Origin of the sequence: Morganella sp. BCCO 40_0007 (genome assembly GCF_032989665.1) — a bacterium.
Classification (GTDB): domain Bacteria; phylum Pseudomonadota; class Gammaproteobacteria; order Enterobacterales; family Enterobacteriaceae; genus Morganella; species Morganella sibonii.
The window spans coordinates 16,209-41,867 of record NZ_JAVBIN010000011.1; the positions used below are offsets into that span (position 1 = coordinate 16,209).

Genomic DNA, 25,659 nt, shown 5'->3' on the forward strand with positions numbered 1-25,659 from the left:
AGTTCTGTGTGATTTCAGTATTGGTGGCAAACGTGAATGAATTTTACCGTGCAGGGATTGGTGCCATTATTACGGCGACATCAGGTATGAAGATGGCGGGGGAAGTCAGAGACAGTAATAGCGCTGTGCGCTGGTGCCGTGATAATCATGCCGATGTGGCACTGCTTGATATCGGTTTTCCCATGATGAGCGGCCTCGATGCGGCAAAGAAAATTACCCGTTACACCTCAGAAACTAAAGTGATTATCCTCACCGATGAGCACAGCCTGATTTCACCGTATAAAGTCATGAACAGTGGTGCGGCCGGATATCTGTATCAGAGTAGTGACCGGGAGGATTTACTGCATGCTATCCGGATTATCAGCCGGGGTCAGCGTTATGTTGCGCCGGAAATCGCTCAGCAGACTATTCTTGACACCCGTCTGCATGCACATGACAGCAATCCGCTGGATAAACTGAGCCATCAGGAGCGTCAGGTGATGGTAATGATAGCGCAGGGCATCAAAGTCACACAAATTGCTGACAAAATGTGTCTCAGCAGCAAGACGGTGAACAGTTATAGATATAGAATATTTAATAAGCTGAATATTGATGGTGATATTAAACTCACCCATCTGGCACTGCGCTACGGACTGATCCATATTGACAGCGTGGTGCCATCCGTACCTGCTGAGAGCCGCAGGCGCGATAACCAATGACTGAATAAACGCCGAGAACAGAGAGTCTGCATCACGTATGGAAAAACCGGTTGTTACTGAATTCGATGCGAAAGCATTTTTAAAAACTGTGACCAGTCAGCCCGGTGTATACCGGATGTATGATGCTGAAGGCACTGTGATTTATGTCGGGAAAGCCAAAGATCTGAAAAAACGGCTTTCCAGCTATTTCCGCACGCAGGTTTCAGGTAAAAAAACCGAGCAGCTGGTTAAAAATATTGCTCAGATAGATGTCACCGTAACGCATACGGAAACAGAGGCGTTACTGCTTGAGCACACCTATATCAAAAAATATCAACCGCGTTACAACGTACTGTTGCGCGATGATAAATCCTATCCTTATATCTATCTGAGCAGTAATGACAAACACCCGCGGCTGGCTGTTCACCGCGGGGCCAAACACGCCAAAGGAGAATACTTCGGGCCGTTCCCGAATGCGTATGCCGTCCGCGAAACACTGGCGCTGATGCAGAAACTGTTCCCCGTCCGCCAGTGTGAGGACAGCGTCTACCGCAACCGCTCGCGTCCGTGTCTGCAATATCAGATTGGCCGCTGTCTGGGGCCGTGTGTGAAGGGACTGGTGAGTGACGAGGATTACGACAGAGAAGTGAATCTGGTCCGCTTATTTCTGGAAGGCAAAGATCAGCAGGTGCTGACAGAGCTGGTGGAAAAAATGGAGCAGGCCAGCCAGTCGCTGCGTTTTGAGGATGCCGCACGCCTGCGGGATCAGATCCAGGCTGTCCGTGCGGTCACTGAAAAACAGTTTGTCACCGGTGCCGGTGATGATCTGGATGTTGTCGGCGTCTGTTTTGATCAGGGACTGGCCTGTATTCATGTTCTGTTTATCCGTAACGGGCGGGTACAGGGAAGCCGCAGTTACTTCCCGAAAGTACCGGCCGGCACTGAGCAGGATGAAATTGTACAAACCTTTATCGGCCAGTTTTATTTGCAGGGCAGTGAAAACCGCTCATTACCGGATGATATCCTGCTGGATTTCCCGTTACCGGAAAAAGAGATTATGGAAGAAACCCTGTCTCAGTTTGCCGGGCGGCGGATACTTATCCAGCCGAAACCGCGCGGCGATCGTGCCCGCTATCTGAAGCTGGCACACACTAATGCCGTTACCGCATTAATGACAAAACGGGCACAGCAATCCACGATTGCGACACGGATGAAAGCGCTGTCAGAACTGACCGGCATTGAAACCATCAACCGTATGGAATGTTTTGATATCAGTCATACCATGGGGGATCAGACTGTGGCCTCCTGTGTGGTATTCGACAGTAACGGACCGGTGAAATCGGAATACCGCCGTTATAACATCACCGGCATCACCCCCGGAGATGACTATGCGGCGATGGATCAGGTTCTGCACCGTCGTTACGGCAAACATATCGGTAATGAGAAAATCCCGGATATTATTTTTATCGATGGCGGTAAAGGCCAGCTCGGTAAAGCGATTGACGTCTTTAACAGCCTGGAGGTGGACTGGGACAAAAACCAGCCGAAACTGATTGGGGTGGCGAAGGGCGCTGACCGTAAAGCGGGACTGGAAACGCTCTTTTTCACCGCCTCCGGGGAAGGTATGGCATTGCCGCCGGACTCACCGGCGCTGCATGTGATCCAGCATATCCGTGATGAATCCCATAACCATGCGATCACCGGTCACCGGCAGCGTCGGGCGAAAGTCAAAAATACCAGTGCACTGGAATCGATAGAAGGTATCGGGCCGAAACGGCGGCAGATGCTGCTTAAATACATGGGCGGATTACAACCGTTACGCAATGCCAGTATTGAGGAGATTGCCAAAGTACCGACGATTTCTTATGCACTGGCGGAAAAAATTTACCACGCGCTTAAGCATTAACGATTCGGCTTATCTGTATGGTTGATGTGAGAATTTTTTCAATAACAGCGGTGAGTTATCTGTAACTGTGGTAATATGGTGGTATCCGGTAGGATTGCGCAGAACCTGAAAATTACGCAACGTGCCCCGGAATCAGCGGGGCGGTAATATGTGCCGGCAGATGCGCAAGCGGCTTTTTCATCTGACTTATAAAATAATGGCTCCGTTATGCGATTAAATATCCCTACATGGCTGACTCTGTTTCGCGTTATCCTGATACCGTTCTTTGTCCTCGCCTTCTATTTGCCGTTCAGCTGGGCGCCTGTTGTCAGCGCCGCTATTTTTGTTCTTGCTGCGATGACCGACTGGTTTGATGGCTTCCTGGCCCGCCGTTTAAAGCAAACCACCCGTTTTGGTGCATTTCTGGATCCGGTTGCGGACAAAGTCATGGTTGCAACCGCGCTGGTACTGGTAACAGAATACTATGCAGTCTGGTGGATAACACTGCCTGCTATCACAATGATTGCCCGTGAGATTATAATTTCATCACTGCGTGAATGGATGGCTGAACTGGGTAAACGTAACAGCGTCGCGGTATCCTGGATGGGTAAAGTAAAAACCACGGCACAAATGGTGGCGCTGGTGGGGCTTATCTGGCGGCCGAATGACCTGACGGAAATCGCTGCTTTCGTCCTTTTCTACATTGCAATGATTCTGACTTTCTGGTCTATGTTCCAATATTTACGCGCTGCATGGGCGGATTTGAGCGAAGCCTGATCGATGTGCTGTAAAAAACAGCGAACGATCATTTTTCATGAATTAAGCGGTTGACTCACAGCGTGAAATCAGTAGAATGCAACGCATCCGAACGACACAGCGGTTTACGAAAACAAATAAGTAAATCAGTAAGTTCAGAGATGCGGGAATAGCTCAGTTGGTAGAGCACGACCTTGCCAAGGTCGGGGTCGCGAGTTCGAGTCTCGTTTCCCGCTCCAAGGCGCGTTGGCAGAGTGGCCATGCAGCGGATTGCAAATCCGTGTACCTCGGTTCGACTCCGGGACGCGCCTCCATATTCAGCCCAGATGGTGAAATCGGTAGACACAAGGGATTTAAAATCCCTCGGCCGCAAGGCTGTGCGGGTTCAAGTCCCGCTCTGGGCACCATATAGAAATTCATTGATTTATCAGTGGGTTAGAGTTAAGAAAAGCCACCCTTGCGGTGGCTTTTTTGTGTCTGAAATTTGCCTTAAGGAGCAAATTTTGGCAGCAAAGTGTCGACACTATGTTGTATCCGTTTGTTTTATAAAATGATTTTCACCTATTCATGAGACAGTGGCTTTGTGATTCCGCTTGCAATGGACGGTGTTTTAACAGCGAATCCATTCATTAACACACTGATATATAGATATAATTTTCATTTTTCTTATTCGCTACCCAGTTGGTTGGCCTCAAATCCGTGGTTGTCCGTCAGAGACAATGAGATCAGTCGTCCCTGAATCCGCCCGAATGAGATTATCGCTCATGGTCTCAGCGATTTTTTGTGCCCCCGTTACCTGTTTCGGTGGTTCCGCCAGACGGTAGGGAATGGAGCGCGGCCATACTGCCTTGAATACCAGCATTACCCGGCAAACACCATGAGCCAGAAAGCAATAACGGAGGTACTGAAAAACGCCGTTAATATTGACACTATTTACCCGATGGGTGTGGTGATCTGGTTTGTGCAGAACAAGAATCCGGACAGTTTGTTTCCGGTCACCATGTAGTCGTATATCGGAGAAAATAAAACTATCCGGCTGGCAAACAGCATCGGTAGCGACAGCATTATACTGATAACTGTACATTTACCTGCTCACAGTAATAATTTTTCAGGGTTTGTATCAAGCTTTGATTAAGGGACTAAATGGACTAATACAACCGTCAGTCATCAATATTTTATTTCTCCTGCACTTTCAGATGGAGGAGAAATGATGCCTGTAAATTTAACCCGGAGTGGACCAGCAAATACCATGACTACCGGGCGGGGAACAATAGCCATTCTGTCGCAATCGGAGTGCATACACAATTTCAGGTACGACAGGAAGCACCGTCAGCGGCTCTTCGGTGTCTGTAGTAAAGGCTTATATTATGCTGATGAAGGGATTGGGTAAGCTGATAAGATAAAGCAATGAAGAGTATAACCCTTCATTGCTGGTTTGAATTACTTAAATGGATTTTGGTATTTATCTAAATACCATTTTCCAAAAATAACGGATGCATAGTCGGTTAAATGTCCGACATCACGGTAGACAGGAATGCCGTCAATATCTGTCAGACAGGTTCCGTTATCACATTGAATATCTTTAGGGTCAATTACTACCAGCGAAGGGTACTCTTTTTTAAGTGTCACAAATAGCTGACTGAACCATTCTTGTTCATCGCCGTTAAATGTGCCGGAATTACAATTGTTATTCCGGTAATCACGACGCAATTTTACATTCTGGTAAAAGCAAGTCATAAAATTCTGTGGCATTGGGTTGATGGCTTTGAAAATAACCGGTTTTGCACCAGATTCTGTGATAATATTCAGCGCTTCCCGTAATGCTTTTTCTGTACGTGATCTGGATTCTTTTACAGTTCTTGTATCACCTATCTGATTAATTACATTATCGCCGGCATAGTTAGCCCAGACCTCAGCAATAATGACATAATCATAATTCCCTGCTTTCACTTCATCATAATATTTTTTGGTATCATCATAGCAGCGCTGGTACACAGTATTTTTATAATTCCACCAGTCGTAAAGGTAGACGCCCGGTAGCGTCAGACAGGATGACGTTGCTTGTGCTTTTACATCCATATTGGCATCTTTTCCGACGACATCCATAAATCCCCAAAAATGATTGGAGTGTGAGTCACCAAATAAAAATGCTTTTTTATCAGCGTTTTTCTTTCCTGTATGGCAGACACTATCAGCTACTACACTATCATTACTAAGACATAATGAACGATTTTCATACTGATGATCTTTCAGTGCTCTTTCCATTTTCAGATACTCACTCCCGAGTCTGAAACTGAATCCGGTATATTTTTCAGTGACTTTACTGAGCATTAATGAAGTGATCACAGGAATAACGAATAAAATCAAAAAGGTGTACTTGAAGTTCAGTTTGGATTTTCTGAACTTATTTTCAATGTAACTATATGAAATATAAGATAAAATAAGTGTAATCAGTATGGCTGATAATTTTTCAGTATCAGTTTCGAAATAACCGATATAGCGTGCTGCCGCAAAAACAGGCCAATGCCATAAATAAAGGGAGTATGATATGGCACCAATAAAAACAATAATATTTATTGAAAGTGCTTTATGGATAATAGTTTTGTTTTTTCCGGTGTAGATAATGATTGCTGCACAGATACATACACCTATAGTATAAAGGTTAGGATATCCCGGCAATACAGAATCACTGATTGCTATAAATAATAATATAAAAAAAGAAAATATAGATAGTATATTGTCTGTTATTTTTCTTCGTTTTTTCGTTTGAGGTATATAAGAAATAATTACCCCAATCATAAACTCAAAGATCCGGGTTGAGAATAAGTAATAGCTTTTGGTTGGGTAATTGCTTGATAAATATAATGATAAAGCTACAGTCAATAAAGAAATTAATAAAATAATACCTGCTTTGTTTAAATGATAACGATGACATAATCTATGCAATAAGAATAACGCGGGCGGCATAAAGAGATACCATTGCCATTCAATCGCCAGTGACCAGGTATGCAAAAGCGGAAGATATACAGAATCCTGTGCGGCATAACTTGTCGTTACACGGGAAAAATACTGATTAGATAAGAATAATGAGGTGTATTTCTCACTATTCATAGCATCAATATAATCATCTGGTAAATAAAGTATTGATGTTATCACCAAAACAAACAGCATTACCAATAGCAGCGCAGGTTGTAAGCGCCAGAGACGGCGCCTGTAAAAGTCAGAAAATGAAAAACTATTATCAATAAGTTGCTGTTTTATTATTGATGAAATTAAAAATCCGGATATGACAAAGAATATATCAACACCAATAAACCCGGATGGAATTAAATTATCATAGCTGTGGAATATCACAACGAAGAGAACAGCAATTGCTCTTAATCCATCGATATCTGATCTGTATTTAATTGACATAATAGTTAAGTTGTTATTTATATTAATTAATAAAAGTATACCACAGACATACTTTCACCTCTATAAACATCAACAGTCCCATATGGCCGGGAACAGCGATATTCTTCACAATAAAGGCAACTATGCGCCGTGGAAGGATGTGCTCTCGCCACAGATCCGAAAAATAAACCGGACAAAAAACGCGGTGGTTCAGACAACCGGGACATCAATAACAACACCATGAGCCAGAAAGCGATTACTGAGGCATTACAAAAAGCTGTTAATATCGACATTATTTACTCGGTAGGTGTGGTGATCTGGTTTGCACAGAACAAGAATCCGGACAGTTTGTTTCCGGGTACGACAGGAAACACTGGTAGCGATTCTTCGGTATTAGTAGTAAACGCTTATATTATGCTGATGGCGTGGTACCGTACGGTGTAATTATATGTTTCTGAAAAATGTACAGGATCCCTTCCGGAATCCCGGTTTACCAAATTTTTATCTGAAAATAGCGGATACCCGACTGAGGTATTCATTTTCATAGAATACTGAAATCGAATCTTTTATTATATCAGGGTTTATAGCTGTTTCATTGGTGGTAATTTTCTGCAGGATACGAGTTAGTTCTTTATCATTTCCTACAGGGTACAGTTCGCCATTTTTATATGGTTTGATAACATCAGCAGGGCCTGTCGGACAGTCTGAGCTGACAGTATAAATACCATAGCTGTTTGCCTCGCATAGTACCATTGGCAACCCTTCGTAGGTAGATGTTAAAATAAGCGCAGAAATATTTTTTATTTCATTTGCTACATAGTTCCATGGATTAGTTTGCCATCCGTGCCAGATTATTTTTTCACTTATGTTCAGTTCATGAGCTGAATTTTTTAATCTCATTACCTCAGATTCATCACCAGAACCCACGATATGTAGGTTCCAGTCATCATTGACACCAGATAGTGCGCGGAACAATTCATTCATGTTTTTTTGTCCTCCGCTCATTACCCGACCAAGGTACAGAAAATTTACCTTATCGCCACATGCTATTGTTATTTCTTGCATTGGTACGGGATTATATATGGTGTAAATATCAGGTGAAGAAACACCCATCTTTGACAATTGCTGTGATATACCACTACTAATCGATAGGTGTTTATCTGCCATAAGTAAATACTTTGCTTTATATGAATCAGTAACAGAAAAGTGGCTCCATGAAAATAAAGGTATTTTTTTAAATGAAAAACGAAGAGCTAATCTTGAAATATAACAGCCAATAGAATCAAAGGCTATAATATAATCTGGATTTGTTTTTTTAATTAAAGATGAGAATTGATATATCAAGGAAAGTCTTTTTAACTTTCTGTTTCTCATTGATGTATTGAGTCGAACAAAGTCATGCTCACCAAGCCATTGGTCATCAACAGTATTATTTTTCTCATTAAAAAAGACGAAAGATATTTGATAATTTTTCTCAGACTCAATCAGTAATTTGCTGAATGTACGAAATACGGTTTCCATGCCACCAAAACCACCAACATTCTGACCGGCAATTATGATTCTGATTACTTCTGACATTTGGTTTTTTCCCGTAGTTTAAATTATTTACATTTTATCATAGGTATACTTCCACCTCTATATATATAAGAGCACACAGCATTCACATGGCTGAGAACAAAGATATTCTTCACAACATAGTTGCTGTGTCTACTCTATTTTATTGATATTATTGCATATTTTCATCTTGGTTTTTTTGTGAGAATAGCAGCAACTTATTGATATTTCATTGGGTTATTATTATAAACCAACCGATGGTGGTAATGCTGAGCGGCTAAGGAGTGGTTCACCGATCCTTAAACTGCGGCACTATAACGGCGTCTATAACAGGGAGTCGTTTTTTGATGAACTTCTCAATGCTCTTCCCGAGGAATGGATACAAACACTGCCAGACACTCTCTGAGCATGCAACCAGGCCAATACCTCCACCGGGCATCAGAGTCCATGTCCGGTTATGCGTCTGGTGGCGTTAATGAACCAGAGCACCTGCGTTAAATCAGATATACTTACAACCGGACTATCGCTGAGGGTGGTATCACCCATATTTGAATGGTAGTGATTTTATAGGAGAGTCAGATAAAACAAAAAACCGGGTATAACAAACGGTGTGCAAAAAACGGATAACCATAAAGGCTATCCGGTTTTTACTGAAAAAATCAAAGTTCAGTAAATGTTGTTTTATCCAGGCAGTGTGCATAAACTTTGTATAAAAATACAAAATATAAAATCCCGAATGTGATTATTGACAGAATTGTCCACAGTATGATGTAACCGATCATACCAGAAAGGCTTATCTCACATTTGAGGCGGCAAATTCTGGTGTTATCCCGTTTATCGATAACCTCAGTATTGTTCAGGATAAATTTTATGAGGTAATACGGAAACACCATCATGGCCAGCCCAAACGTAACAATGGACAGTAAAAGCCATATAATGAGATGGCCCAGTATATCTGTTGTGCCGGCCGTACACCGTAATTTTGCGTTTCGGAGATCGTGAGAAACCATTATTTATCTGCCTTTTTGGATTGAAATTAGTGCCTGCAGAATATCTTTGCAGGTTAATGTCAGCGGTGGCGCTGTCTTCTGAATTAATAATTCCTGATAATTATACCGCCTGATAACGCCCCGTAAAGGTCAAATAATTCTGCGGTGAAGAGGGACTATCACACCTCAGGCTGTCAGAGGATAAACGCATTAAACGATTATAGACAGAAAATGATAATCTGAGCCGGGAACCGTACTATTATTGCGGGTAAAAATACGGTTATCTGCTGATAAATACTCAGCAGAAATAAAAATAATGAGATAAACAAATAAAATTGAAAATGTAATGTGCATCGTTTCAGTCAGTTATAAACAGGCAAGTGATATATAATATAAAAACAGTATTTATTTTGAAAAACGGAATGACAATACAAAGTCAGAGGTATCTGATGGATAACACATCACCGAATAATGTTCAGATCCTGGAGTTCGTGGAACGCCTGAAAACAGTAACAGGTCCTGAATTTTTTCATTATCTGAATGATAAAAAAGTCAAAACCACGTGTCTTATGTGCGGGCATAATGGCAGACAAATTATCGATGAAACACACTATACGACAGCTCAGGATAAACTGGATAGCAAGCCACCACAGACATTTGTCACTTTCTATTATCATACTCCGGGTATCCCGGCTGACAGTATAAATCATTACTATTATCGTCTTATTTGTGATAACTGTGGTTTTGTCTCCCAGCATAGTGCCAGATATGTCATAAACTGGCTGGATAAAAAAGAGCGATGGGAACAGCAATTAACTGATAGTAAATGGAAAAATTCACCGGAAACTGTTATTGAAGAGCTGAACGAAGAATAACTGCAGCATAATGATACCGGGAGAGAATGCCCGGTTTTCTTTTTGTGTTTTCCGATCGGTTCTTTTTACTGCCATCTTCTTGTTCTGACATCAGAATGTTATGATTTTTAAGAACTTTACTTTACCTTGAGAGCAAGGTTCAATGTCATACGCAGAATTACCTGCAGGAAAGGTAAACGGAGGATATATGGAAGATGGTTTAATGGTTATTGCAGGACTGGCACTTGTAGCTGCGGTTGCGGGTCTGATCAAGCCTTCTCTTGTGGGAATGAAAAGCCGTACAGGTGCATTATTGGGATATTTGATTATTTTTGTTATCTTTTTAGTACCTGCATTAATATTGATGCAGGATTAATGAAATATTATCTGAATTGTTCAGAGATTGTGGAGAGAACTTTATTAAATGTAAATATGGTAAAGTTATTTTCATCGCATTGACCTTTCCCTTAGGGCAACCTTTATGATTAATTCCGTCAACCAAATATTAAATAAGGAATGAATCATGAAAAAAACACTTATCCTCACTGCATTGTTATCCGGCATAATTACCTTTGGTGCTGCGGCAAATCCGGTATTATTAAGCGGTGACATGCATGCCGTTACCACGCCGGTACAGAAAGAACTGGGTGATTCGATGATGCGTATGCATGATGATATGGCAAAAACATTATCCGAACAAAATGCGGATATTGCCTTTGTGGAAGGTATGATTGCACATCATAAAGGCGCAGTTGAAATGGCAAAGATTGAACTGAAGTACGGTTCAGACCCGGAAATGCGAAAATTAGCTCAGGACATCATTGCCGCTCAGGATCCGGAAATAAAGCAGATGCAAAATTGGCTTAAGGATAATAAGCCAGCTAAAAAATAAAAATTTAATAATAATCACGGCATCTCTTTTTCAGATATGCCGTTTTTGTATTTTTAGTGATGAATTTATTCACTAATCTCCATCCGGATCGCAAAAATAAACTTACTACACCCCAATCTATGTTGTTCTTGTAGACAAGATCCTTTCTGAGACATATTAAATATCCTGTGAATTGATAATGTACGGAGCAATCTCTGATGAAGATTTCAGTATTATTATCAACCTGATTATTTTAAGAAAAGGATATTCTATGCCTGACCCGGAAATTATTGCTTTTTTTACAAAATACCCGGATTCAAAAGAATCACCCGGGTTTTCCCGCCGGCACTGGTTATCGGATGCGGCAAAACGTGCGAAACAACTGTCACTGACCACACATCCTCTGGCGTTCTCGCATCCCGGTGCCCGTAAACATCGTCACAAAAAAGTAAGTACAGTGCTGACAGATACCGGTGTAAAAAAGAAAAATGATGGCTTCCTGCGATCAGGTAATACGGAAGTTTCACCGGATGCAGAAGGCAATGCGGCGGCACTGGAAATATACACGTTTCTGATGCTGAGGATGCAGGATGGAAAGACGTTACTGACTCATCTGTATGAAGAAAGTGAACTGGCAAAAAAAATTCTGGGTAAAGAAGATTATCTGACATTACGTACTGGTTTTTTACAGATATTATCAGCAACAAAAACAACAGTAACCAGCCCGAAAATAAAGCAGGTGTTTTTTCCTGTACCAGATGGCGGGGACACAACAGGTTATCATTTGTTGTCCGTTCTGACACCGTCGGGATTATTATTTGAACTGCGCCGCCGGCTTGAAATATCCGGTGTGTTTCCCCGCTATCTTGTTGTTATTCATATCGGCGGCAGTAAACCACAAAATATTTCTGCACTTACTATGCGCAATCAAGGAAAAGCCTTTTTGTTATTGTCGATCCCGCCGGGAACGGTCTGTGCCGGAGATCTTTATCGTGTTCATTAATTATCTTCTGCTGAAAAATATAATGATTCAGAATGCGAATGCTTTATCCGGTGCACTGATTGCCGGTTTTCCGGCAGTCACTGCCTGGCTGGGGTTTGTTCATGCACTTGAGCGAAAAGTGAGAGAAAAGGGATTTCCGTCAGTCAGGTTTAATGGCGCCGGTATTATCTGCCACCACTGTCATTTACGGTTGTATGCAGGATCAGGTGAATTAGTGTATTCCGTACTTAATAACCGGAAGCCGCCTGATAAAAAAGGCAGAAATTTATCATTGATTGAGGAAGTATATTGCCATCTTAATGTTTCATTGTTTATCCGTAGTGAAAATCCTGAAGAGGAAAATAAGAAATTTATCCCGGTTGTATCAGAGGCCGTAAGAATACTGAAAATTGCAGGAGGTGATATCACGGATGCAGGTATTCCGGAGACAGGTATTATTCCGGACAATAAACAGGGATGGTGTGAATTACGGCAACGCATAGCTCCCGGATATGCGTTACTGGAACGGCGGGATGTCATGATCAGGGCAATGAACAGCGGAATGGATGCAATGGCGGCATTACTGAAATATATCACTGTTCCCGGTTCGGCGCTGATTCCGGTGGCAACCGGCTATCAGGGGCTTTCTCCGCCGGGAGCGGCGGAAAATGTCAGGGCTGAAGATATACCGCATCGCTTTGCGGAGAGTGTTATCACATTAGGTGAGTTCCGGCGGACAGATAAGTTGCGAAATCCGTCGGCTATGTTGTGGTGTTATCACTATTTACCCGATGACAATCTTTATCTGTGTCAGCAGAAAAATCATTAACGGAAAAGTATAAATGAACGGAATCAGTAATATACCGTCAGTTTTGTCATTTTCAAAAAAGCTGATCCCCTCGGACGGCCTTTTTTCCGGCACATCACAGCAACCGGATTCTCCGGTTACTCCGCTGAATATACAGGCAAGAACGGTACGCGGGACATGTGCTTTCCGCCGGATATCCCGCGGGACAGATAAAAGCAGGATATCTTCACCGGACATTCATGCTCCGAATATTCAAAATATGGATTGTTGCATGCTCGGGCCGGAGCAGGATGTGCTTATACTCCGTTTTTCACTGAAAATAACCGGCGGACTATCATTTCCGGCCGCCTGTAATAATGAACGTTTTCGTCAGGGTTATCAGGCCGTCATCAGAGATTATCTGAAAAGGGAACGGTGCAGGGAGCTATCAAAGCGGTATGCACATAACATTGCCTGCGGCCGTTTTTTGTGGCGTAACCTGATTGGCGCAGAACATATTAATGTGGTTGTGGATAACCGCAGTACGGAAAAAAAGCAGCAATGGATATTTGATGCCGGAAAATACAGTCTTCGTCATTTTGAACAGACAGATAATTCAGTCAGAGACCTGGGGGAGCATATTGCCGCAGCACTGAGCAGTGATGAAGGCGCTTTATCGCTGGTTATCACGGCCAGAGTCAGAACAGGAAAAGGGCAGGAGGTTTATCCCAGTTGTGAATTTGTGGTGAATAAAAGAAAGGGCGGAAAAAGCCGGATACTTTGCAATATTGACGGAACAGCGGGAATGCATTCACAAAAAATAGGCAATGCTTTGCGTTCCGTGGATACCTGGTACCCTGACTTTTCAGATTTATCAGCCGGGGCAGGTGTTATTGCCGCTGATCCTTTTGGTGCGGTAACACATCTGGGGGCAGTATTTCGTCCGCCGGGATCAGGGCTGGATTTTTATACACTTTTTGAAAAATGGGTCAGCGGGAAAACACTTCCGGCACATGAAGAAAATTATGTCGTGGCAGTGTTAATCCGCGGCGGGGTTTTCGGCTGCGGAGGGTAAGCGGGTGCGATTTTATCAGACAATTACTATCCTGCCGGATGCGCTGATATCCGTTGTATTTCTCCGTCGTCAAATCTGGCAACAGCTTCATCTGGTACTGACAGAGAATAAAACCGGTAAAACGGACAGCACCATTGCCATTGCATTTCCGGATTACTGCCGTGAGCCGAAAACGCCGGGGAACCGCCTGCGGTTGCTGGCACGGGATTATCACTCATTGGCAATACCGGCAATTTCTGCCCGGTTGTCTTCATTTTATCCTTATATCCGGTTAAGCCGGATTTTACCTGTTCCGGAAAAAAATCAGCCGGTCAGTTATGTCCGTGAGCATGTGAAAGGGTTACGGCGTTTTCAGAGTACGGGGAACGGGCGGTTGTTTATTCCGGAAACACTGCCGTTTATCTGGACTGAATCCTTGTCAGGTAAAGGCCGTCACCGTCCGTTTCCTTTTTTCATCAGGAAACTGGCGGCTGAGTTTATGGCGGAGGGGACGTTTACCTGTTACGGGCTGAGCCATAAAAAAACGGAAAACGGCGTGATTGCAACAGTGCCTCACTTTTGAGGCTGTTTACTGCCACGGCGGCAGCTCAGAAATAATTATGATAAAAAAATAATGTACTGCCGGAAATGCCCCTGCACTCAGACAGGCAGGGGCGGCAGCTTACTGTACCGGCGGAAAAACGGTCAGTGACGGTGTGATACTGTTAGAACCGGGATCAACAGTAAAATGGATATCGGAGGAAAATCGTTTTTTCGGTGCCAGTTCCCAGACGACGCGTACCGGGAATTCACCGTATTCGGTTGGCGTACCGTGCAGATTGCCGGTTTTATCATTAAAGCTCAGGCCGATATTGCGTCGGAAATAGATGCCGAGAATCGCGACCGCTTTGCCGTCATCCAGTGTTGCGGTTACCGGCGAACTGAAAGGCTCGAGTAAACGGGCGCGGGCAATACTGACGCGGATTGCCGGTTGTCCGGGAGAAGAGTCTGTTGCCCCGGATGCTGTATTTTCAGGCGGTGTCTTTTCCGCGACAGGTGTATTTCCGGCGGACTCCTGCTCAGTATCCGGTGCGGCCGATGGAGGACTCTCTTTTTTTCCCGCCGCAAACAGCGCTGTCAGCCCCCAGGGCTTTTGTTCTGTGGCCGGGGATGAGAGATACTCTTCCGGGTCTGTCTCTGACAGCGGATTGTTTTCTGTATTGAATGACCAGTCGTGATTCGGTACAGGCTCACTGACCGGGGCGGATGCGGCAGCAATCTGAGGTTGTTCCGGCTCCGGGAGTTCACCGATAACCGGGGTATCCGTTTCATCAGTGTCCAGGTCGTCAAACAGCCAGTTGCCGTCCTTCAGCGGATCACTGAAGGTGACAGGTTCCGGGAAGAGGGATGTATCGCTGAATACCGATCCGGCTAATGCTGTTGTTTCATCAGAGTTATCAGCAGCAGGCGGCACAACGGATTTTTCTGCGTTGTCGCCGGCAAAAACAATGTCGTCAGCAAAAACATTGTTGTCAGCAAAAACATTGTTGTCAGAAAAAACATTGTCGTCTGCAGAGCAATTGCCGTCAGCAGAATAATTCAGTGGTTCAGCAACGCCGGATTCGCCGGCAAGAAAAGCATGCTGACCAAATATGGAAGATAAACGATCGATCTCTGCGGAGGCCTGTTCTTCCTCTGAGGCAGGCTGCGGTGCTGTAACGGCATCATCCGTAATAACCGGTGCTTCCTGATCAGAAGAAAGAATAAGTGGTTCAGGTTCAGCCGCAAAAAATGCGGAATGAACGGTATCAGTATTTGTATCAGTATCCGAAGGTGAGTCAGGGGTTTCCGCCGGGGCGGAAAGCGTACTGTCACTGAGCGGGCAGCCCATCATCATCTGCGGGTTATTGCACTCATATTCAGCCCGTGCTGCGGACAGTGAGACGGTTATTTCGCGGTATTTAATATCAACCAGACTGCTGAGAATGAGCAGGGCGGCGCGGATGGTTTCATCATCACACAATGCCGCGATTTCTGCGCTGCGGATTTGGTGTCCGGCCTGTTCAGCTAACAGGGCACAGATTGTCCGCTTCTGATCGGATGTTATTTCCATTAACGTTTCCCTCTGTGACGCACTGATTGTCACGGTTTTTAGAACGGAACTTCGGGTGGCTTCTGCTCCGGCACTGATTACAGGCCGGACGTGTTCCCTGAACAACGGATGCCGGGAAATTATGCGGTAATGATACGGCATAATCCGGTTGCCGAAATATGGGGTAAGTCTGATTGACGCAGAATGGCGCATAATAAAATAATGACAACCTTAATTATCCGAAATTATCATTATTTTCTAAATAAGAAGAATTACCCCGGATACTCTGGCTGCCGGCTCCTGAGCAGCCATATTTACCCGGCCCGCTCCGGCAGGAAAGGGCGCTGAAACGGCTTATGCAACGTTTTTTATGATATTAAACAAAGATTCAGGCATCGCTGATTGTTTCTGATGCGAAGGTCGCTAAGATAGGTATTCCACTTAAGGAAAAGCGGCAGTGCGGGTAAATCTACCGGAGGAGACGGCGGAGTGTCGTATCGTGCATTTTTTCAGCCTGTAAAAACCCTGACACAAGCGCAGCGTCAGGAAATGGCCTCACTCTATTTTATGTATTACACCGGCAGTGACGGTGTTCAGTTTTTGTCAGATCTCGATCATAAACAGGAAGTGCTGTTCCTGATGTCGGGTGATGAAATGGCCGGGTTCAGTACTCTGCAGTTTTATTCGTTCCGCGGACACCGGATTGTTTATTCCGGCGATACAATTGTGCATCCAGCTCACTGGAAACAGCAGACACTGCACGGTGCCTGGCTGCGGCGTATTGCGCTTCTGCGCAGCGAACATCCAGGGGAGCGGGTATTCTGGTTCCTGCTGGTAAAGGGCGTGCGCACTTACCGGTATATGAGCACACTCGCACAGACCTTTTATCCGCACTGGAACGGTAATATCAAAGAACCGGAACTGGCAAGGCTGGCAGCAGAACTGGCAAAAGATAAATTCGGCTCACTCTATAACCCTGCCCGTGGCGTGGTGGAATGCCCGTCTGCGTTTGGCTATCTGAACCGCACAATGGCAACGGTTACTGACGCGCAGCGCAGCAAACCGGATGTCGCGTTTTTCCTGCATAAAAATCCGCATTATGTCTGCGGTCATGAGCTGGTCTGCCTGTGTGAAGTTTCTCCTGAGAATGTGGTGAAACGTTTTCAGCCTCTGTTTGAAGAGCCCGGCGTTGAGTTCTGCTATGGATAATGCATGGCAGCATTTCCGGGCCGGTACGCCTCCTGTGTTGTCTCCGGGTTCACTGCGTGAGAGACAGTTCCGCTGGTTATCTGCCTGTCTGGCTGATAATACGGCGTGCGAATACGGGCGGCAGTATCATTTCTCATCTGTAAAATCCGTAGCGGATTATCAGCAGAACGTTCCTCTGACAACCTATTCTGAGCTCAGTCCTTTTATCACCCGTATGACGGACGGGGAAGAAAATCTGTTGTGCAGTGCGCCGGTCCCGGCATTTGAACTGACCGGCGGCAGTCACAGCGGCGGTAAACTCATTCCCTATACTGCCGCCGGATTAACCGATTTCCGTCTCGCTGTCACCGGCTGGCTGCACAACGTTATCCGCCGTTTTTCACTGACCTCCGGCCATGTTTACTGGGCGCTCAGCCCGGCAGTGACACGAACGGTAAAAACACCCTGTGGTATTCCGGTCGGCGGCGGTGATGCGCTCTATCTGGGCGCGGATAATCTGGCGGCGTTCAGTGAATTATCCGCAGTACCGCTGACACTGTCACAGGTTGAGGATACAGCCGACTGGCAGTTACTGACCCTGATTTATCTGCTTCAGTGCCCCGGTTTACGTCTGATTTCAGTCTGGAGCCCCGTATTTTTATTTCCGCTGCTGACCACCCTGGACTCACGGCAGGAGGCTATCTCTGCATTGCTGCGTGATGGCGGAGTACTTGCCGGTCATTCCCTGAAGGCGGACCCGGAGGCTCTGGCGCGTTACCGGCAGTATCTGCGGGAGCATAAAACTGCGTTGTTATGGCCGCAGCTGGTTCTGATCAGCTGCTGGGATCAGGCAGCATCCGCCTCACCGGCACAGGCGCTGATGGCTCACTTTCCCGGCGTGACACTCCAGGGAAAAGGGCTGCTTTCCACTGAAGCCGTGATCACGGTTCCGTCTGACTGCGGTGATCCGCAACTGAGTGCAGACAGCAATTTTTATGAATTCCGGCATAGCAGCGGGCAGATATATCTGGCGGATGAGCTGATCCCCGGTGAAACATACAGTGTGATTGTAACCACCAACAGCGGGCTGTACCGCTATCAGACAGAGGATCTCGTGTTGTGTACCGGTCATACGGCGGAAGCTGTTCCGCAACTGCGTTTTTGCGGGCGTGACGGTATATGCAGTGACCTCGTCGGGGAAAAACTGACCGAACCGTTCGTGTGTGCCGGATTACCGGCATCACAGGATTTTGCTGCACTGGCAGCGGATGAGCGGGGCTATGTGCTGCTGCTCAGTAATACCTCTGTCAGTGATATACAGGCTCAGGTGTATTGTGAGGAAACCGAGCGCTACCTGTGCACCAATCCGCAGTATCACTACGCCCGCCGCATCGGACAGCTTAACCCGCTGACATACCTCCGCCTGCATAAACCGGCGGAGCACTATTTTCACCGGCAGCTGCAACGGGGAAAACGGCTGGGGGAGATAAAAATCCCGGCTCTGCTGACCCTGCCTGACTGGCGTGCCATGTTTGATATCAGGGAGTTTTCGTGACGACACAGACTGTTTATACGCCGCAGCGGCCGCTGGATCTGGTGCTGCTTTCGCCGAAAGGGCCGCTGTACCGGAAACGGGGCGGGATCTTCAAACGATCACTGCGTTATCAGCCGCTGACGCTGACCACGTTGTCGGCGCTGGTGCCGAAATCCCTGCCGGTCAATATCCGTCTGATTGACGAAAGCATTGAGGAACTGCCTGAGGATTTCACCGCAGACCTGGTGGCGATGACGGTGATCACCGGTAACGCGCCGCGGGCTTATGAGCTGTCAGCTCAGATGCGGGCGAAAAATATTCCGGTGGTACTCGGCGGGCCGCACGTCACATTACTGCCGCAGGAAGCATTACAGCATGCTGATACGGTCTGCACCGGGTATTCCGAGCAGAGCTGGCCGCAGCTTATCCGCGATTTTATGGCGGGTAATATGCAGCGTGAATATCGCCAGGGGGCGGATTTTACCCTTGATATCCCGGATCTGCCATTCCCCGAGCGTGAGCGGTTCGATGCGAAACATTTTCTGACCCAGGGCGTTTTTGAGGCGACCCGTTCCTGTGCGCATAACTGTGAATTCTGTGTCGCACCGAGCGCCTGGGGACGTAAACAATTTCAGCATCCGGTGGAATGGGTTGCTGAGGATATCCGCCGTTATGTGGAGCGCACCGGCAAGCGGAAAGTGATTTTTGTCGATCTGAACCTGGTATCAGATATCGGCTATGCCAAACGGCTGTTCACTGCACTGATCCCGCTGAACATTCAGTGGTTCGGTTTATCTACCGTGCTGATTGCTCATAATCATGAATTGATGGAGCTGATGGCCCGCAGCGGCTGCAAAGGGTTACTGCTGGGGCTGGAAACTGTCAGTGACGGCAGTCTGAAAGATGCCGGGAAGAAATTCAACGGCTCGGTGGATTATAAAGAACTGATCGGCGATCTGCACCGGCTGGGAATTGCGATTCAGGGCTGTTTTGTGTTTGGTCTGGATCACGACACCACGGATGTGTTTGATCGTACAGTTGATCTGGCTATCGACGCAGGAATCGATTTACCGCGCTTCTCGGTTCTGACGCCATTCCCGGGCACGCCGCTGTTTAAACGCCTTGAGGAAGAACAGCGGATTTTGACCACGGACTGGTCGCTGTATGACGCGCAGCATGTGGTATTCCGTCCGGCGCTGATGAGTGCGCGGGAGCTGGAGCTGGGGCACGAACGCGCCTGGAAAAAAGTATACCGCTACCGCAGCATTGCGAAACGGCTGTGGCAGGCGCGTAACTTTAAGCCTCTGGCTCTGACTGCAAATCTGGGTTACCGCTTCTATGCGCATCATCTGCATCAGTACTACACCTGTGACTGGCCGGTTGAGCACCGTCCGGCAAAATCAGGCAGTCACTGATGCGGCTGACGTTTATCCATCCGGCAATCGGCCACCGGCGCGATGAAACCTATCTGCGTTCCTGGCAGATGGAGCCGCTGCCTGTCGCGGCACTTAAAGGGCTGACACCGGCAGATATTGAAACCCGTTTTTATGACGATCGTCTTGAACTGATCCCGTTTGATGAACCGGCAGATCTGATCTCAATTTCAGTTGAAACCTATACTGCAAAGCGGGCTTATCAGATAGCCAGTGAGTACAGAAAGCGGGGTGTGCCGGTACTGATGGGCGGATTCCATGCCACGCTGATGCCGGAGGAGGTAAAACGTTTTGCGGATGTCATTATCACCGGGGAGGCTGAGTCAGTCTGGGAATCGATGATTGATGATTTACGCCACGGCACACTGCAGCGGGAATATCACGGAACACAGACCGATCTGCGCAGTATCCGTGTTGACCGCTCTCTGTTTGCGGGGAAACGTTATTTACCGATTGGCCTGGTGGAAACCGGGCGCGGCTGCCGCTTTCATTGTGAATTTTGTGCGGTACAGTCGTTTTATCAGCAGCGTTACCGGCGGCGCGATCCGGATCATGTGCTGCGGGAGTTATCAGAACTGAAAGGCACAAAAAATCTGTTTTTCTTTGTGGATGATAATTTTGCGGGCAATCTGCGGGAGAGCCGTGAATTTCTGCCGGCACTGGCGAAAGCCGGAATACGCTGGGTGACCCAGATGAGTATTGATGCCGCACATGATGAAGAGTTTGTCCGTGCACTGTCGCAGGCAGGATGCAGAGGGGTTCTGATCGGTTTTGAATCCCTGAATGAAGCTAATCTGCGGCAGATGAAAAAAGGTTTTAACACCATGAAAGGCGGCTACAGTCAGGCGCTGGCTAATCTGCGCCGCCATCATATAGCAGTATACGGCACATTTGTATTCGGTTATGACCATGATACTCCGGACTCATTCAGCGAGGCGGTTGCGTACGCCCGTGAACAGAGTATGTATATCGCGGCATTTAACCATATGACGCCGTTCCCGGGGACGCCGCTTTATGCGCGGCTGGCGCAGGAAAACCGCCTGCGCTATGAACACTGGTGGCTCGATGATAACTACCGTTACAACGAGCTGCCGTTTTATCCGGCACAGCTGTCTCCGGAGGCAGTAACGCAGGGGTGCCTCTCAGCAAGGAAGGCATTTTACAGTTCACGTTCGATTCTTCAGCGCAGCTGGCGTAACCGGGGCGATTTTTTTATGTTTCGCAACTATTTCCCGATTAACTGGCTGCATCACCGTGAGATAAGCAGCCGCAACGGCTACCCGCTTGGTGATGAAAATTGGCAGGGTAAATTAGCAGAGGTTAAATGATAGAGGTTATCGACGCGACAACGGAGCACATCGCGGATTTACTCGGGCTCCTCGAAGAGAATGCCATGCAGGGGGACTGGGAGCTGGTGATGACCCGGCGGCCCGGTTATTTTTCCCCGAAAGATGATTTCGGCGAAGTCTATCCGGCACTGGCAAGAGACGGTGACACGCTGATCGGTATGTGTCAGCTGACGGTGCAGAGAGGCTGGGTTAACGGCGAAGAGGCTCGGATGGGCTATCTCAGCAGTTTGCGTGTTGTGCCGAAATACCGTAATCACCTGAAAGTGTTACAGGCCGGATTTTCCTGGCTGCGGCAGTTGCCGACACCGGATCACTGTTACACCAGCATTGCGGAAAATAATCTGCTGGCCAGGCGTCTGCTGGAACGCGGCGTGGAAGGCTTACCGCTTTACCGCCCTCTGAGCAGCATGAGTACGCTGGCGATCAGCAAGAGCCGGGGTAAAAACCGCGGATTATGGAAAGTGGTTCCGCCGGAAGATTACACGGATGTGATCCGTTTCTTTGCGGAGGAATCCTCCTCCCGTCAGCTGGCACCGGCGCTGAATCTGAAAGCCATGCAGCAGACCGGCATCACCGTACTCGGCAGTTATCAGAACGGACAGCTGGTGGCCTGCGGTATGCTCTGGGATCAGCGATCATTCAAACAGGTTATTGTGGCCGGTTACTCCGGCAGAATGAAGATGCTGCGTCCGCTTTACAATGCGTTTGCCGGGATGACCCGGCGGCCGCAGATGCCGGAGGCCGGGGAAGTGATCCCGCAGAGTTTTCTGTCATTCCTGGCCTGTACGGATGATACCAAACTGCCGGATCTGATTGAGGAAGCCCTGCTGCACTGTACCACACCGATTATGACAGTCGGGCTTCCGTCCGGACACATCTGCACCAATGATGTGATTAAACGTACCGGTGCATCGGTTTACCGTACCCGGATTTACGGTGTTGATCTGACGGCTGCGCCGCAGTGGGACGGCCGGATTGTGTGGCCGGAGATAGCTCTGCTGTGAATATCGTGCTTATCTACCCGAATATGGGGGATTACCGCACGAAAGATGCTATGACACCGCTGGCGATGGGGATCCTGGCGGCCTTGTCGCCGGGGCACCGGGTGACATTTTATGATGACCGGCTGGATATCATCCCGGACGAACTGCCGGAAGCGGATTTAATTGCCATTTCGGCGGAAACGTTCACGGCACAGCGCAGTTATCAGCTTGCTGACCGGTTCCGCCGTCAGGGGAAAACCGTGGTGATGGGCGGTTACCATGTCACCTTTATGCCGGATGAAGCGTTGCAGCATGCGGACAGTGTGCTGCTCGGCGATGCGGAAGGGGCATGGGAACAAATGCTGGCGGACTGTGAACGCAATGCGCTGAAGCCCCGTTACCGTGGGGCGCATGACCGTCCGCTTGCCGGTTGCCGTATTGACCGGACTATTTTTAAGGGCAAACGTTACGCCCCGGTGTCGCTGGTGCAGTTCTCGCGCGGCTGCCGCTTTGCCTGTGATTTCTGCTCTATCCATGCCTTTTATCCGGAAGGGGTACGCACCCGGCCGGTTGATGAGATGCGGGATGAAATTTTATCCCTGCCTGCAAAACGGTTTCTGATATTTGTGGATGACAACCTCTTTGCCGGTAAACGGGCACTGAATGAACTGCTGGTGATGCTCACACCACTGAAGCGCCGCTGGGGATGTCAGATAAGCATTGATATTGCCCGTAATGAGGAAATGCTGGATAAACTGGCCGCTGCCGGGTGCTGTTTTGTGCTGATCGGTTTTGAAAGCCTGAATGAAACCACGCTCAGGCGGATGGGAAAATCCCGCAGCCATACCGCGAAGGATTATGCCGCTGTGCTGGCGGCGCTGTACCGGCGCGGTATATGTGTCTACGGCACCTTTATTTTCGGCTACGACGAAGACACACCGGAAACTATCCGCAGTACGCTGGCCTTTGCGGAAAGCAATAAACTGGCGATTGCCAATTTTAATCTGCTGATCCCGACACCCGGCACGGCGCTTTATGCACGGCTGGAGGCGGAGGGGCGGCTGATTTATCCCGCCTGGTGGCTCGACCCGGATTTTCGTTACGGCGAACCGGCTTTCCGTCCGGGAGGAATGAGTATTGCCGAACTGGCTGACGGATGTTTCTATGCCCGTACCCGCTTCTACCGTTACCCGTCCATTATCCGGCGGCTGTGTCGTTCCGGCAACTGGCGTACTCAGCTGGTTGCCTGGCTTTACAATATCGCCTCGCACCGGGATATTGCCCGCAAGCAGGGAAAACGCCCGGGAGGAAAAGAGTGAAACTGATACTGATTAAACCGAATATCGGCCGTCAGGAACACAGCCTTTATGTGGATGAAGGGCGGATGGAGCCGCTGATGCTCGGTGTGCTTGCCGGTCTGACCCCGCCTGACGTGGACGTGGTACTGTATGACGACCGGATGGAAGCTATCCCGTATGATGAACCGGCGGATCTGGTCGCTATCACTGTGGAAACCTTCACTGCCCGCCGCGCCTATGAGATTGCGGCGGAATACCGTGCCCGTGATGTCCGGGTGGTGATGGGGGGGATCCATGCCACATTGCTGCCGGAGGAAGTGGCACAGCACTGCGACAGCGTTTTTACCGGTGATGCGGAAACCCGCTGGACAGAGATGATCCGCGATGCGGAGAAAGGCCGTCTGAAGCCGCGTTATGATGCTCCGGCCGGGGTCGGTCAGGTCGATCACAATTTGTGCGGCTGTCTGCCGCGCCGTGATATCTTCCGCGGAAAAGGGTATTTACCGATCAGCCTGATGCAGTTTACCCGCGGCTGCCGTTTTGCCTGTCGTTTCTGTGCTGTCAGTCGCTATTTCGGGCGTCAGCACTATATCCGCCGGATCGATGAAGTGGTGCGGGAGATTGAAACGCAAAAACCGAAATTTATCTTTTTTGTCGATGACAATATCGCCTCTGATCACCGGGAACTGAGTGAGCTGTGCAGCGCACTGACTCCGCTGAATGTCCGCTGGATAAGCCAGGCGAGCCTGGATATGACCCGCAACCGCCGTCTGATGTCGCTGTTACAGCAGAGCGGCTGCTGGGGCAATGTGATGGGGTTTGAATCCATCAACCCGGACAGTCTGCGCGATGCGCGAAAATCGCCGAATATGCGGACATTTTCACAGTATCGTGAGGAAATTTCAGTATTACGGGACTTCGGATTGCAGACCTGGGCGGCGTTCACCCTGGGATATGATCATGATACAGCAGAGACCGTGGAAGATACGGTGGAGTTTGCACTGAAAAACCGCTTTGCGTTTGCTGCCTATAACATCCTGATGCCGTATCCCGGCACACCGCTGTATCAGCAGCTGGCGCAGGAAAACCGTCTGTTGTTTGACGGAAAATGGTGGCTGCATCCGGAATACCGCTTTAATCAGGCGGCATTTCAGCCGGCCCGGATGAGCCCGGAAACCCTGACTGAACTGTGCCACGCGGCGCGCAGCCGTTTTAACAGTGTACCATCGATTATCCGGCGTTTTTCTGACCTGCGGCTGACCCTGCAATCCTTATCGCGCATGGCCACATTCTGGCGTTATACCCTGTTATTCCGCAAAGAGGTGCATAAAAAACACCGGATGCGTTTTGGTCTGAAATAAGGAGGGTGAATGAATACCATCCCGGATTCTTTTCCCCGCCGTGTGATCAGCTATCTGCTGTGGTGTATTCCTGTCAGTGTGGTGTTTTTCACGGTTTATCCGCTGATGAATGCGTATACTGCCGGACGTGCAAGCCTGTATTCCCTGTGGTTTCCGGCTGAGCTGCATATCCCGTTTGTGCCCGGTTTTATCTGGGTGTACTGCTCGTTTTACCTGATTATTCTGATGCCGGTTTTGTTTCTGCCGCGACGTGAGCACCGGCAGCTTGCACTCACGTTTATTGTGATGACTCTGCTGGGCGGCGTGATCTTTTTTCTGTTTCCGGCGCAGCTCGGTTTTGTGCGGCAGGTGCCGGAATCTCCGCTGTATCAGACGATGTACACGACACTGTTCGCACTGGATCACCCGCATAATCTGGTGCCGTCCCTGCATGTCGCCTGGTCATGTGCTGCGGTGCTGGCCGTTATCCGGCATACCGGACGCGGGCTGACGCTGTTTTTTCTGTTATGGCTGATACTGATTGTGCTGTCTGTGCTGCTGGTTCACCAGCACCATGTGGCGGATGTGGTCACCGGCCTGCTGTTGGCGGTAACGGTTACCTATATGATGAGGAAATAGT

The 25,659-nt window shown here is 47.8% G+C and carries 24 protein-coding genes and 3 tRNA genes; 23 read left to right on the plus strand and 4 right to left on the minus strand.

From position 1 onward, the window contains the following. The first annotated feature begins 8 nt into the window (after positions 1 to 8). The 7 genes from R5268_RS13935 (at position 9) to R5268_RS13965 (ending at position 4,324) form a co-directional block, all read left to right on the plus strand. Positions 9 to 698 carry a response regulator gene (locus R5268_RS13935; protein ID WP_182107234.1) on the plus strand — a complete coding sequence of 230 codons (690 nt, stop codon included), beginning with the start codon at positions 9 to 11 and terminating at the stop codon, positions 696 to 698. Between the two features lie 37 nt (positions 699 to 735). After that, a complete protein-coding gene (uvrC, locus tag R5268_RS13940) occupies positions 736 to 2,583 on the plus strand; it encodes an excinuclease ABC subunit UvrC (RefSeq protein ID WP_317419718.1) in 1,848 nt (615 codons plus the stop codon). Between the two features lie 207 nt (positions 2,584 to 2,790). Then, positions 2,791 to 3,339, plus strand: coding sequence for a CDP-diacylglycerol--glycerol-3-phosphate 3-phosphatidyltransferase (gene pgsA, locus R5268_RS13945; RefSeq protein WP_182107238.1), 549 nt, complete (start codon positions 2,791 to 2,793; stop codon positions 3,337 to 3,339). 142 nt (positions 3,340 to 3,481) lie between these two features. Then, positions 3,482 to 3,557: transfer RNA gene (locus tag R5268_RS13950), tRNA-Gly, on the plus strand. 1 nt (position 3,558) lies between these two features. Next, positions 3,559 to 3,632 (plus strand) — tRNA-Cys (locus tag R5268_RS13955). 6 nt (positions 3,633 to 3,638) lie between these two features. Next, positions 3,639 to 3,725 (plus strand) — tRNA-Leu (locus R5268_RS13960). A 470-nt stretch (positions 3,726 to 4,195) separates the two neighbouring features. Next, a complete protein-coding gene (locus R5268_RS13965; RefSeq protein WP_282101110.1) occupies positions 4,196 to 4,324 on the plus strand; it encodes a hypothetical protein in 129 nt (42 codons plus the stop codon). A 434-nt stretch (positions 4,325 to 4,758) separates the two neighbouring features. On the opposite strand, the gene R5268_RS13970 is transcribed toward R5268_RS13965, so the two are convergent. After that, complete coding sequence (locus R5268_RS13970; protein ID WP_218454317.1) at positions 4,759 to 6,732, minus strand: acyltransferase family protein; 1,974 nt, start codon at positions 6,730 to 6,732, stop codon at positions 4,759 to 4,761. A gap of 129 nt (positions 6,733 to 6,861) precedes the next feature. Between R5268_RS13970 and R5268_RS13975 the strand changes: the two genes are divergently transcribed. Next, the gene (locus R5268_RS13975; protein ID WP_317419717.1) at positions 6,862 to 7,155 is read left to right on the plus strand and encodes a hypothetical protein; all 294 of its coding nucleotides are present in this window, start codon (positions 6,862 to 6,864) and stop codon (positions 7,153 to 7,155) included. Positions 7,156 to 7,212: 57 nt separating this feature from the next. Here R5268_RS13975 and R5268_RS13980 read toward each other — a convergent pair whose 3' ends face one another. Both R5268_RS13980 and R5268_RS19480 read right to left on the minus strand, forming a co-directional pair. Beyond that, positions 7,213 to 8,289: a glycosyltransferase gene (locus R5268_RS13980; RefSeq protein WP_317419716.1), complete on the minus strand. Its 1,077-nt coding sequence runs from the start codon at positions 8,287 to 8,289 to the stop codon at positions 7,213 to 7,215. A gap of 635 nt (positions 8,290 to 8,924) precedes the next feature. After that, entirely contained in the window at positions 8,925 to 9,275 is a 351-nt protein-coding gene (locus tag R5268_RS19480) for a DUF6693 family protein (RefSeq protein ID WP_410795838.1), read from the minus strand. A gap of 470 nt (positions 9,276 to 9,745) precedes the next feature. Between R5268_RS19480 and R5268_RS13985 the strand changes: the two genes are divergently transcribed. From R5268_RS13985 to cas6f, 7 genes are all read left to right on the plus strand, one after another. Next, positions 9,746 to 10,129, plus strand: coding sequence for a hypothetical protein (locus R5268_RS13985; protein WP_247719096.1), 384 nt, complete (start codon positions 9,746 to 9,748; stop codon positions 10,127 to 10,129). 187 nt (positions 10,130 to 10,316) lie between these two features. Then, positions 10,317 to 10,484, plus strand: a complete 168-nt coding sequence (locus tag R5268_RS13990; RefSeq protein ID WP_218454314.1) for a hypothetical protein — start codon at positions 10,317 to 10,319, stop codon at positions 10,482 to 10,484. 147 nt (positions 10,485 to 10,631) lie between these two features. Next, complete coding sequence (locus R5268_RS13995; protein WP_218454313.1) at positions 10,632 to 11,000, plus strand: DUF305 domain-containing protein; 369 nt, start codon at positions 10,632 to 10,634, stop codon at positions 10,998 to 11,000. 250 nt (positions 11,001 to 11,250) lie between these two features. After that, positions 11,251 to 11,982 (plus strand): type I-F CRISPR-associated protein Csy1, encoded by a 732-nt coding sequence (locus tag R5268_RS14000; RefSeq protein WP_218454312.1) that lies wholly within the window; start codon positions 11,251 to 11,253, stop codon positions 11,980 to 11,982. Further along, positions 11,972 to 12,790 carry a type I-F CRISPR-associated protein Csy2 gene (locus tag R5268_RS14005; RefSeq protein WP_218455634.1) on the plus strand — a complete coding sequence of 273 codons (819 nt, stop codon included), beginning with the start codon at positions 11,972 to 11,974 and terminating at the stop codon, positions 12,788 to 12,790. The genes R5268_RS14000 and R5268_RS14005 overlap by 11 nt, the downstream gene beginning before the upstream one ends. A 13-nt stretch (positions 12,791 to 12,803) precedes the next feature. Further along, positions 12,804 to 13,823: a type I-F CRISPR-associated protein Csy3 gene (csy3, locus tag R5268_RS14010; protein WP_218454311.1), complete on the plus strand. Its 1,020-nt coding sequence runs from the start codon at positions 12,804 to 12,806 to the stop codon at positions 13,821 to 13,823. Between the two features lie 4 nt (positions 13,824 to 13,827). Continuing rightward, a complete protein-coding gene (gene cas6f / locus R5268_RS14015) occupies positions 13,828 to 14,385 on the plus strand; it encodes a type I-F CRISPR-associated endoribonuclease Cas6/Csy4 (RefSeq protein ID WP_218454310.1) in 558 nt (185 codons plus the stop codon). 99 nt (positions 14,386 to 14,484) lie between these two features. On the opposite strand, the gene R5268_RS14020 is transcribed toward cas6f, so the two are convergent. Beyond that, positions 14,485 to 15,915 carry a hypothetical protein gene (locus R5268_RS14020; RefSeq protein WP_317419715.1) on the minus strand — a complete coding sequence of 477 codons (1,431 nt, stop codon included), beginning with the start codon at positions 15,913 to 15,915 and terminating at the stop codon, positions 14,485 to 14,487. Positions 15,916 to 16,383: 468 nt separating this feature from the next. Between R5268_RS14020 and R5268_RS14025 the strand changes: the two genes are divergently transcribed. Genes R5268_RS14025 through R5268_RS14060 form a run of 8 tightly spaced genes read left to right on the plus strand, consistent with a single transcriptional unit; the run spans position 16,384 to position 25,658 of the window. Next, the gene (locus R5268_RS14025; RefSeq protein ID WP_182107258.1) at positions 16,384 to 17,103 is read left to right on the plus strand and encodes a hypothetical protein; all 720 of its coding nucleotides are present in this window, start codon (positions 16,384 to 16,386) and stop codon (positions 17,101 to 17,103) included. Further along, on the plus strand, positions 17,096 to 18,637 hold the full coding sequence (locus tag R5268_RS14030; protein WP_317419714.1) for a GH3 auxin-responsive promoter family protein: 1,542 nt from the start codon (positions 17,096 to 17,098) through the stop codon (positions 18,635 to 18,637). Before R5268_RS14025 ends, R5268_RS14030 begins: the two co-directional genes overlap by 8 nt. Then, positions 18,634 to 20,031: a B12-binding domain-containing radical SAM protein gene (locus tag R5268_RS14035; RefSeq protein WP_052956713.1), complete on the plus strand. Its 1,398-nt coding sequence runs from the start codon at positions 18,634 to 18,636 to the stop codon at positions 20,029 to 20,031. Before R5268_RS14030 ends, R5268_RS14035 begins: the two co-directional genes overlap by 4 nt. Continuing rightward, the gene (locus R5268_RS14040) at positions 20,031 to 21,377 is read left to right on the plus strand and encodes a B12-binding domain-containing radical SAM protein (RefSeq protein ID WP_107678807.1); all 1,347 of its coding nucleotides are present in this window, start codon (positions 20,031 to 20,033) and stop codon (positions 21,375 to 21,377) included. Before R5268_RS14035 ends, R5268_RS14040 begins: the two co-directional genes overlap by 1 nt. Next, complete coding sequence (locus tag R5268_RS14045; RefSeq protein WP_107678806.1) at positions 21,374 to 22,402, plus strand: N-acetyltransferase; 1,029 nt, start codon at positions 21,374 to 21,376, stop codon at positions 22,400 to 22,402. The genes R5268_RS14040 and R5268_RS14045 overlap by 4 nt, the downstream gene beginning before the upstream one ends. Continuing rightward, complete coding sequence (locus R5268_RS14050; RefSeq protein WP_317419713.1) at positions 22,399 to 23,700, plus strand: B12-binding domain-containing radical SAM protein; 1,302 nt, start codon at positions 22,399 to 22,401, stop codon at positions 23,698 to 23,700. Before R5268_RS14045 ends, R5268_RS14050 begins: the two co-directional genes overlap by 4 nt. Further along, entirely contained in the window at positions 23,697 to 25,040 is a 1,344-nt protein-coding gene (locus R5268_RS14055) for a B12-binding domain-containing radical SAM protein (protein WP_218426408.1), read from the plus strand. Before R5268_RS14050 ends, R5268_RS14055 begins: the two co-directional genes overlap by 4 nt. A 9-nt stretch (positions 25,041 to 25,049) precedes the next feature. Beyond that, positions 25,050 to 25,658, plus strand: a complete 609-nt coding sequence (locus R5268_RS14060) for a phosphatase PAP2 family protein (RefSeq protein ID WP_218454306.1) — start codon at positions 25,050 to 25,052, stop codon at positions 25,656 to 25,658. Position 25,659: the final 1 nt, after the last annotated feature.

Coding starts and splice junctions, on each gene's coding strand:
- R5268_RS19480 (WP_410795838.1), bottom strand. CDS start 9,275: ATGGTTTCTCACGATCTCCGAAACGCAAAATTACGGTGTACGGCCGGC.
- R5268_RS14060 (WP_218454306.1), top strand. CDS start 25,050: ATGAATACCATCCCGGATTCTTTTCCCCGCCGTGTGATCAGCTATCTG.
- R5268_RS13965 (WP_282101110.1), top strand. CDS start 4,196: ATGAGCCAGAAAGCAATAACGGAGGTACTGAAAAACGCCGTTAATATT.
- R5268_RS14045 (WP_107678806.1), top strand. CDS start 21,374: ATGATAGAGGTTATCGACGCGACAACGGAGCACATCGCGGATTTACTC.
- uvrC (WP_317419718.1), top strand. CDS start 736: ATGGAAAAACCGGTTGTTACTGAATTCGATGCGAAAGCATTTTTAAAA.
- csy3 (WP_218454311.1), top strand. CDS start 12,804: ATGAACGGAATCAGTAATATACCGTCAGTTTTGTCATTTTCAAAAAAG.
- R5268_RS14020 (WP_317419715.1), bottom strand. CDS start 15,915: ATGGAAATAACATCCGATCAGAAGCGGACAATCTGTGCCCTGTTAGCT.
- R5268_RS13995 (WP_218454313.1), top strand. CDS start 10,632: ATGAAAAAAACACTTATCCTCACTGCATTGTTATCCGGCATAATTACC.
- pgsA (WP_182107238.1), top strand. CDS start 2,791: ATGCGATTAAATATCCCTACATGGCTGACTCTGTTTCGCGTTATCCTG.
- R5268_RS13980 (WP_317419716.1), bottom strand. CDS start 8,289: ATGTCAGAAGTAATCAGAATCATAATTGCCGGTCAGAATGTTGGTGGT.
- R5268_RS13970 (WP_218454317.1), bottom strand. CDS start 6,732: ATGTCAATTAAATACAGATCAGATATCGATGGATTAAGAGCAATTGCT.
- R5268_RS14040 (WP_107678807.1), top strand. CDS start 20,031: ATGCGGCTGACGTTTATCCATCCGGCAATCGGCCACCGGCGCGATGAA.
- R5268_RS14030 (WP_317419714.1), top strand. CDS start 17,096: ATGGATAATGCATGGCAGCATTTCCGGGCCGGTACGCCTCCTGTGTTG.
- R5268_RS14000 (WP_218454312.1), top strand. CDS start 11,251: ATGCCTGACCCGGAAATTATTGCTTTTTTTACAAAATACCCGGATTCA.
- R5268_RS13990 (WP_218454314.1), top strand. CDS start 10,317: ATGGAAGATGGTTTAATGGTTATTGCAGGACTGGCACTTGTAGCTGCG.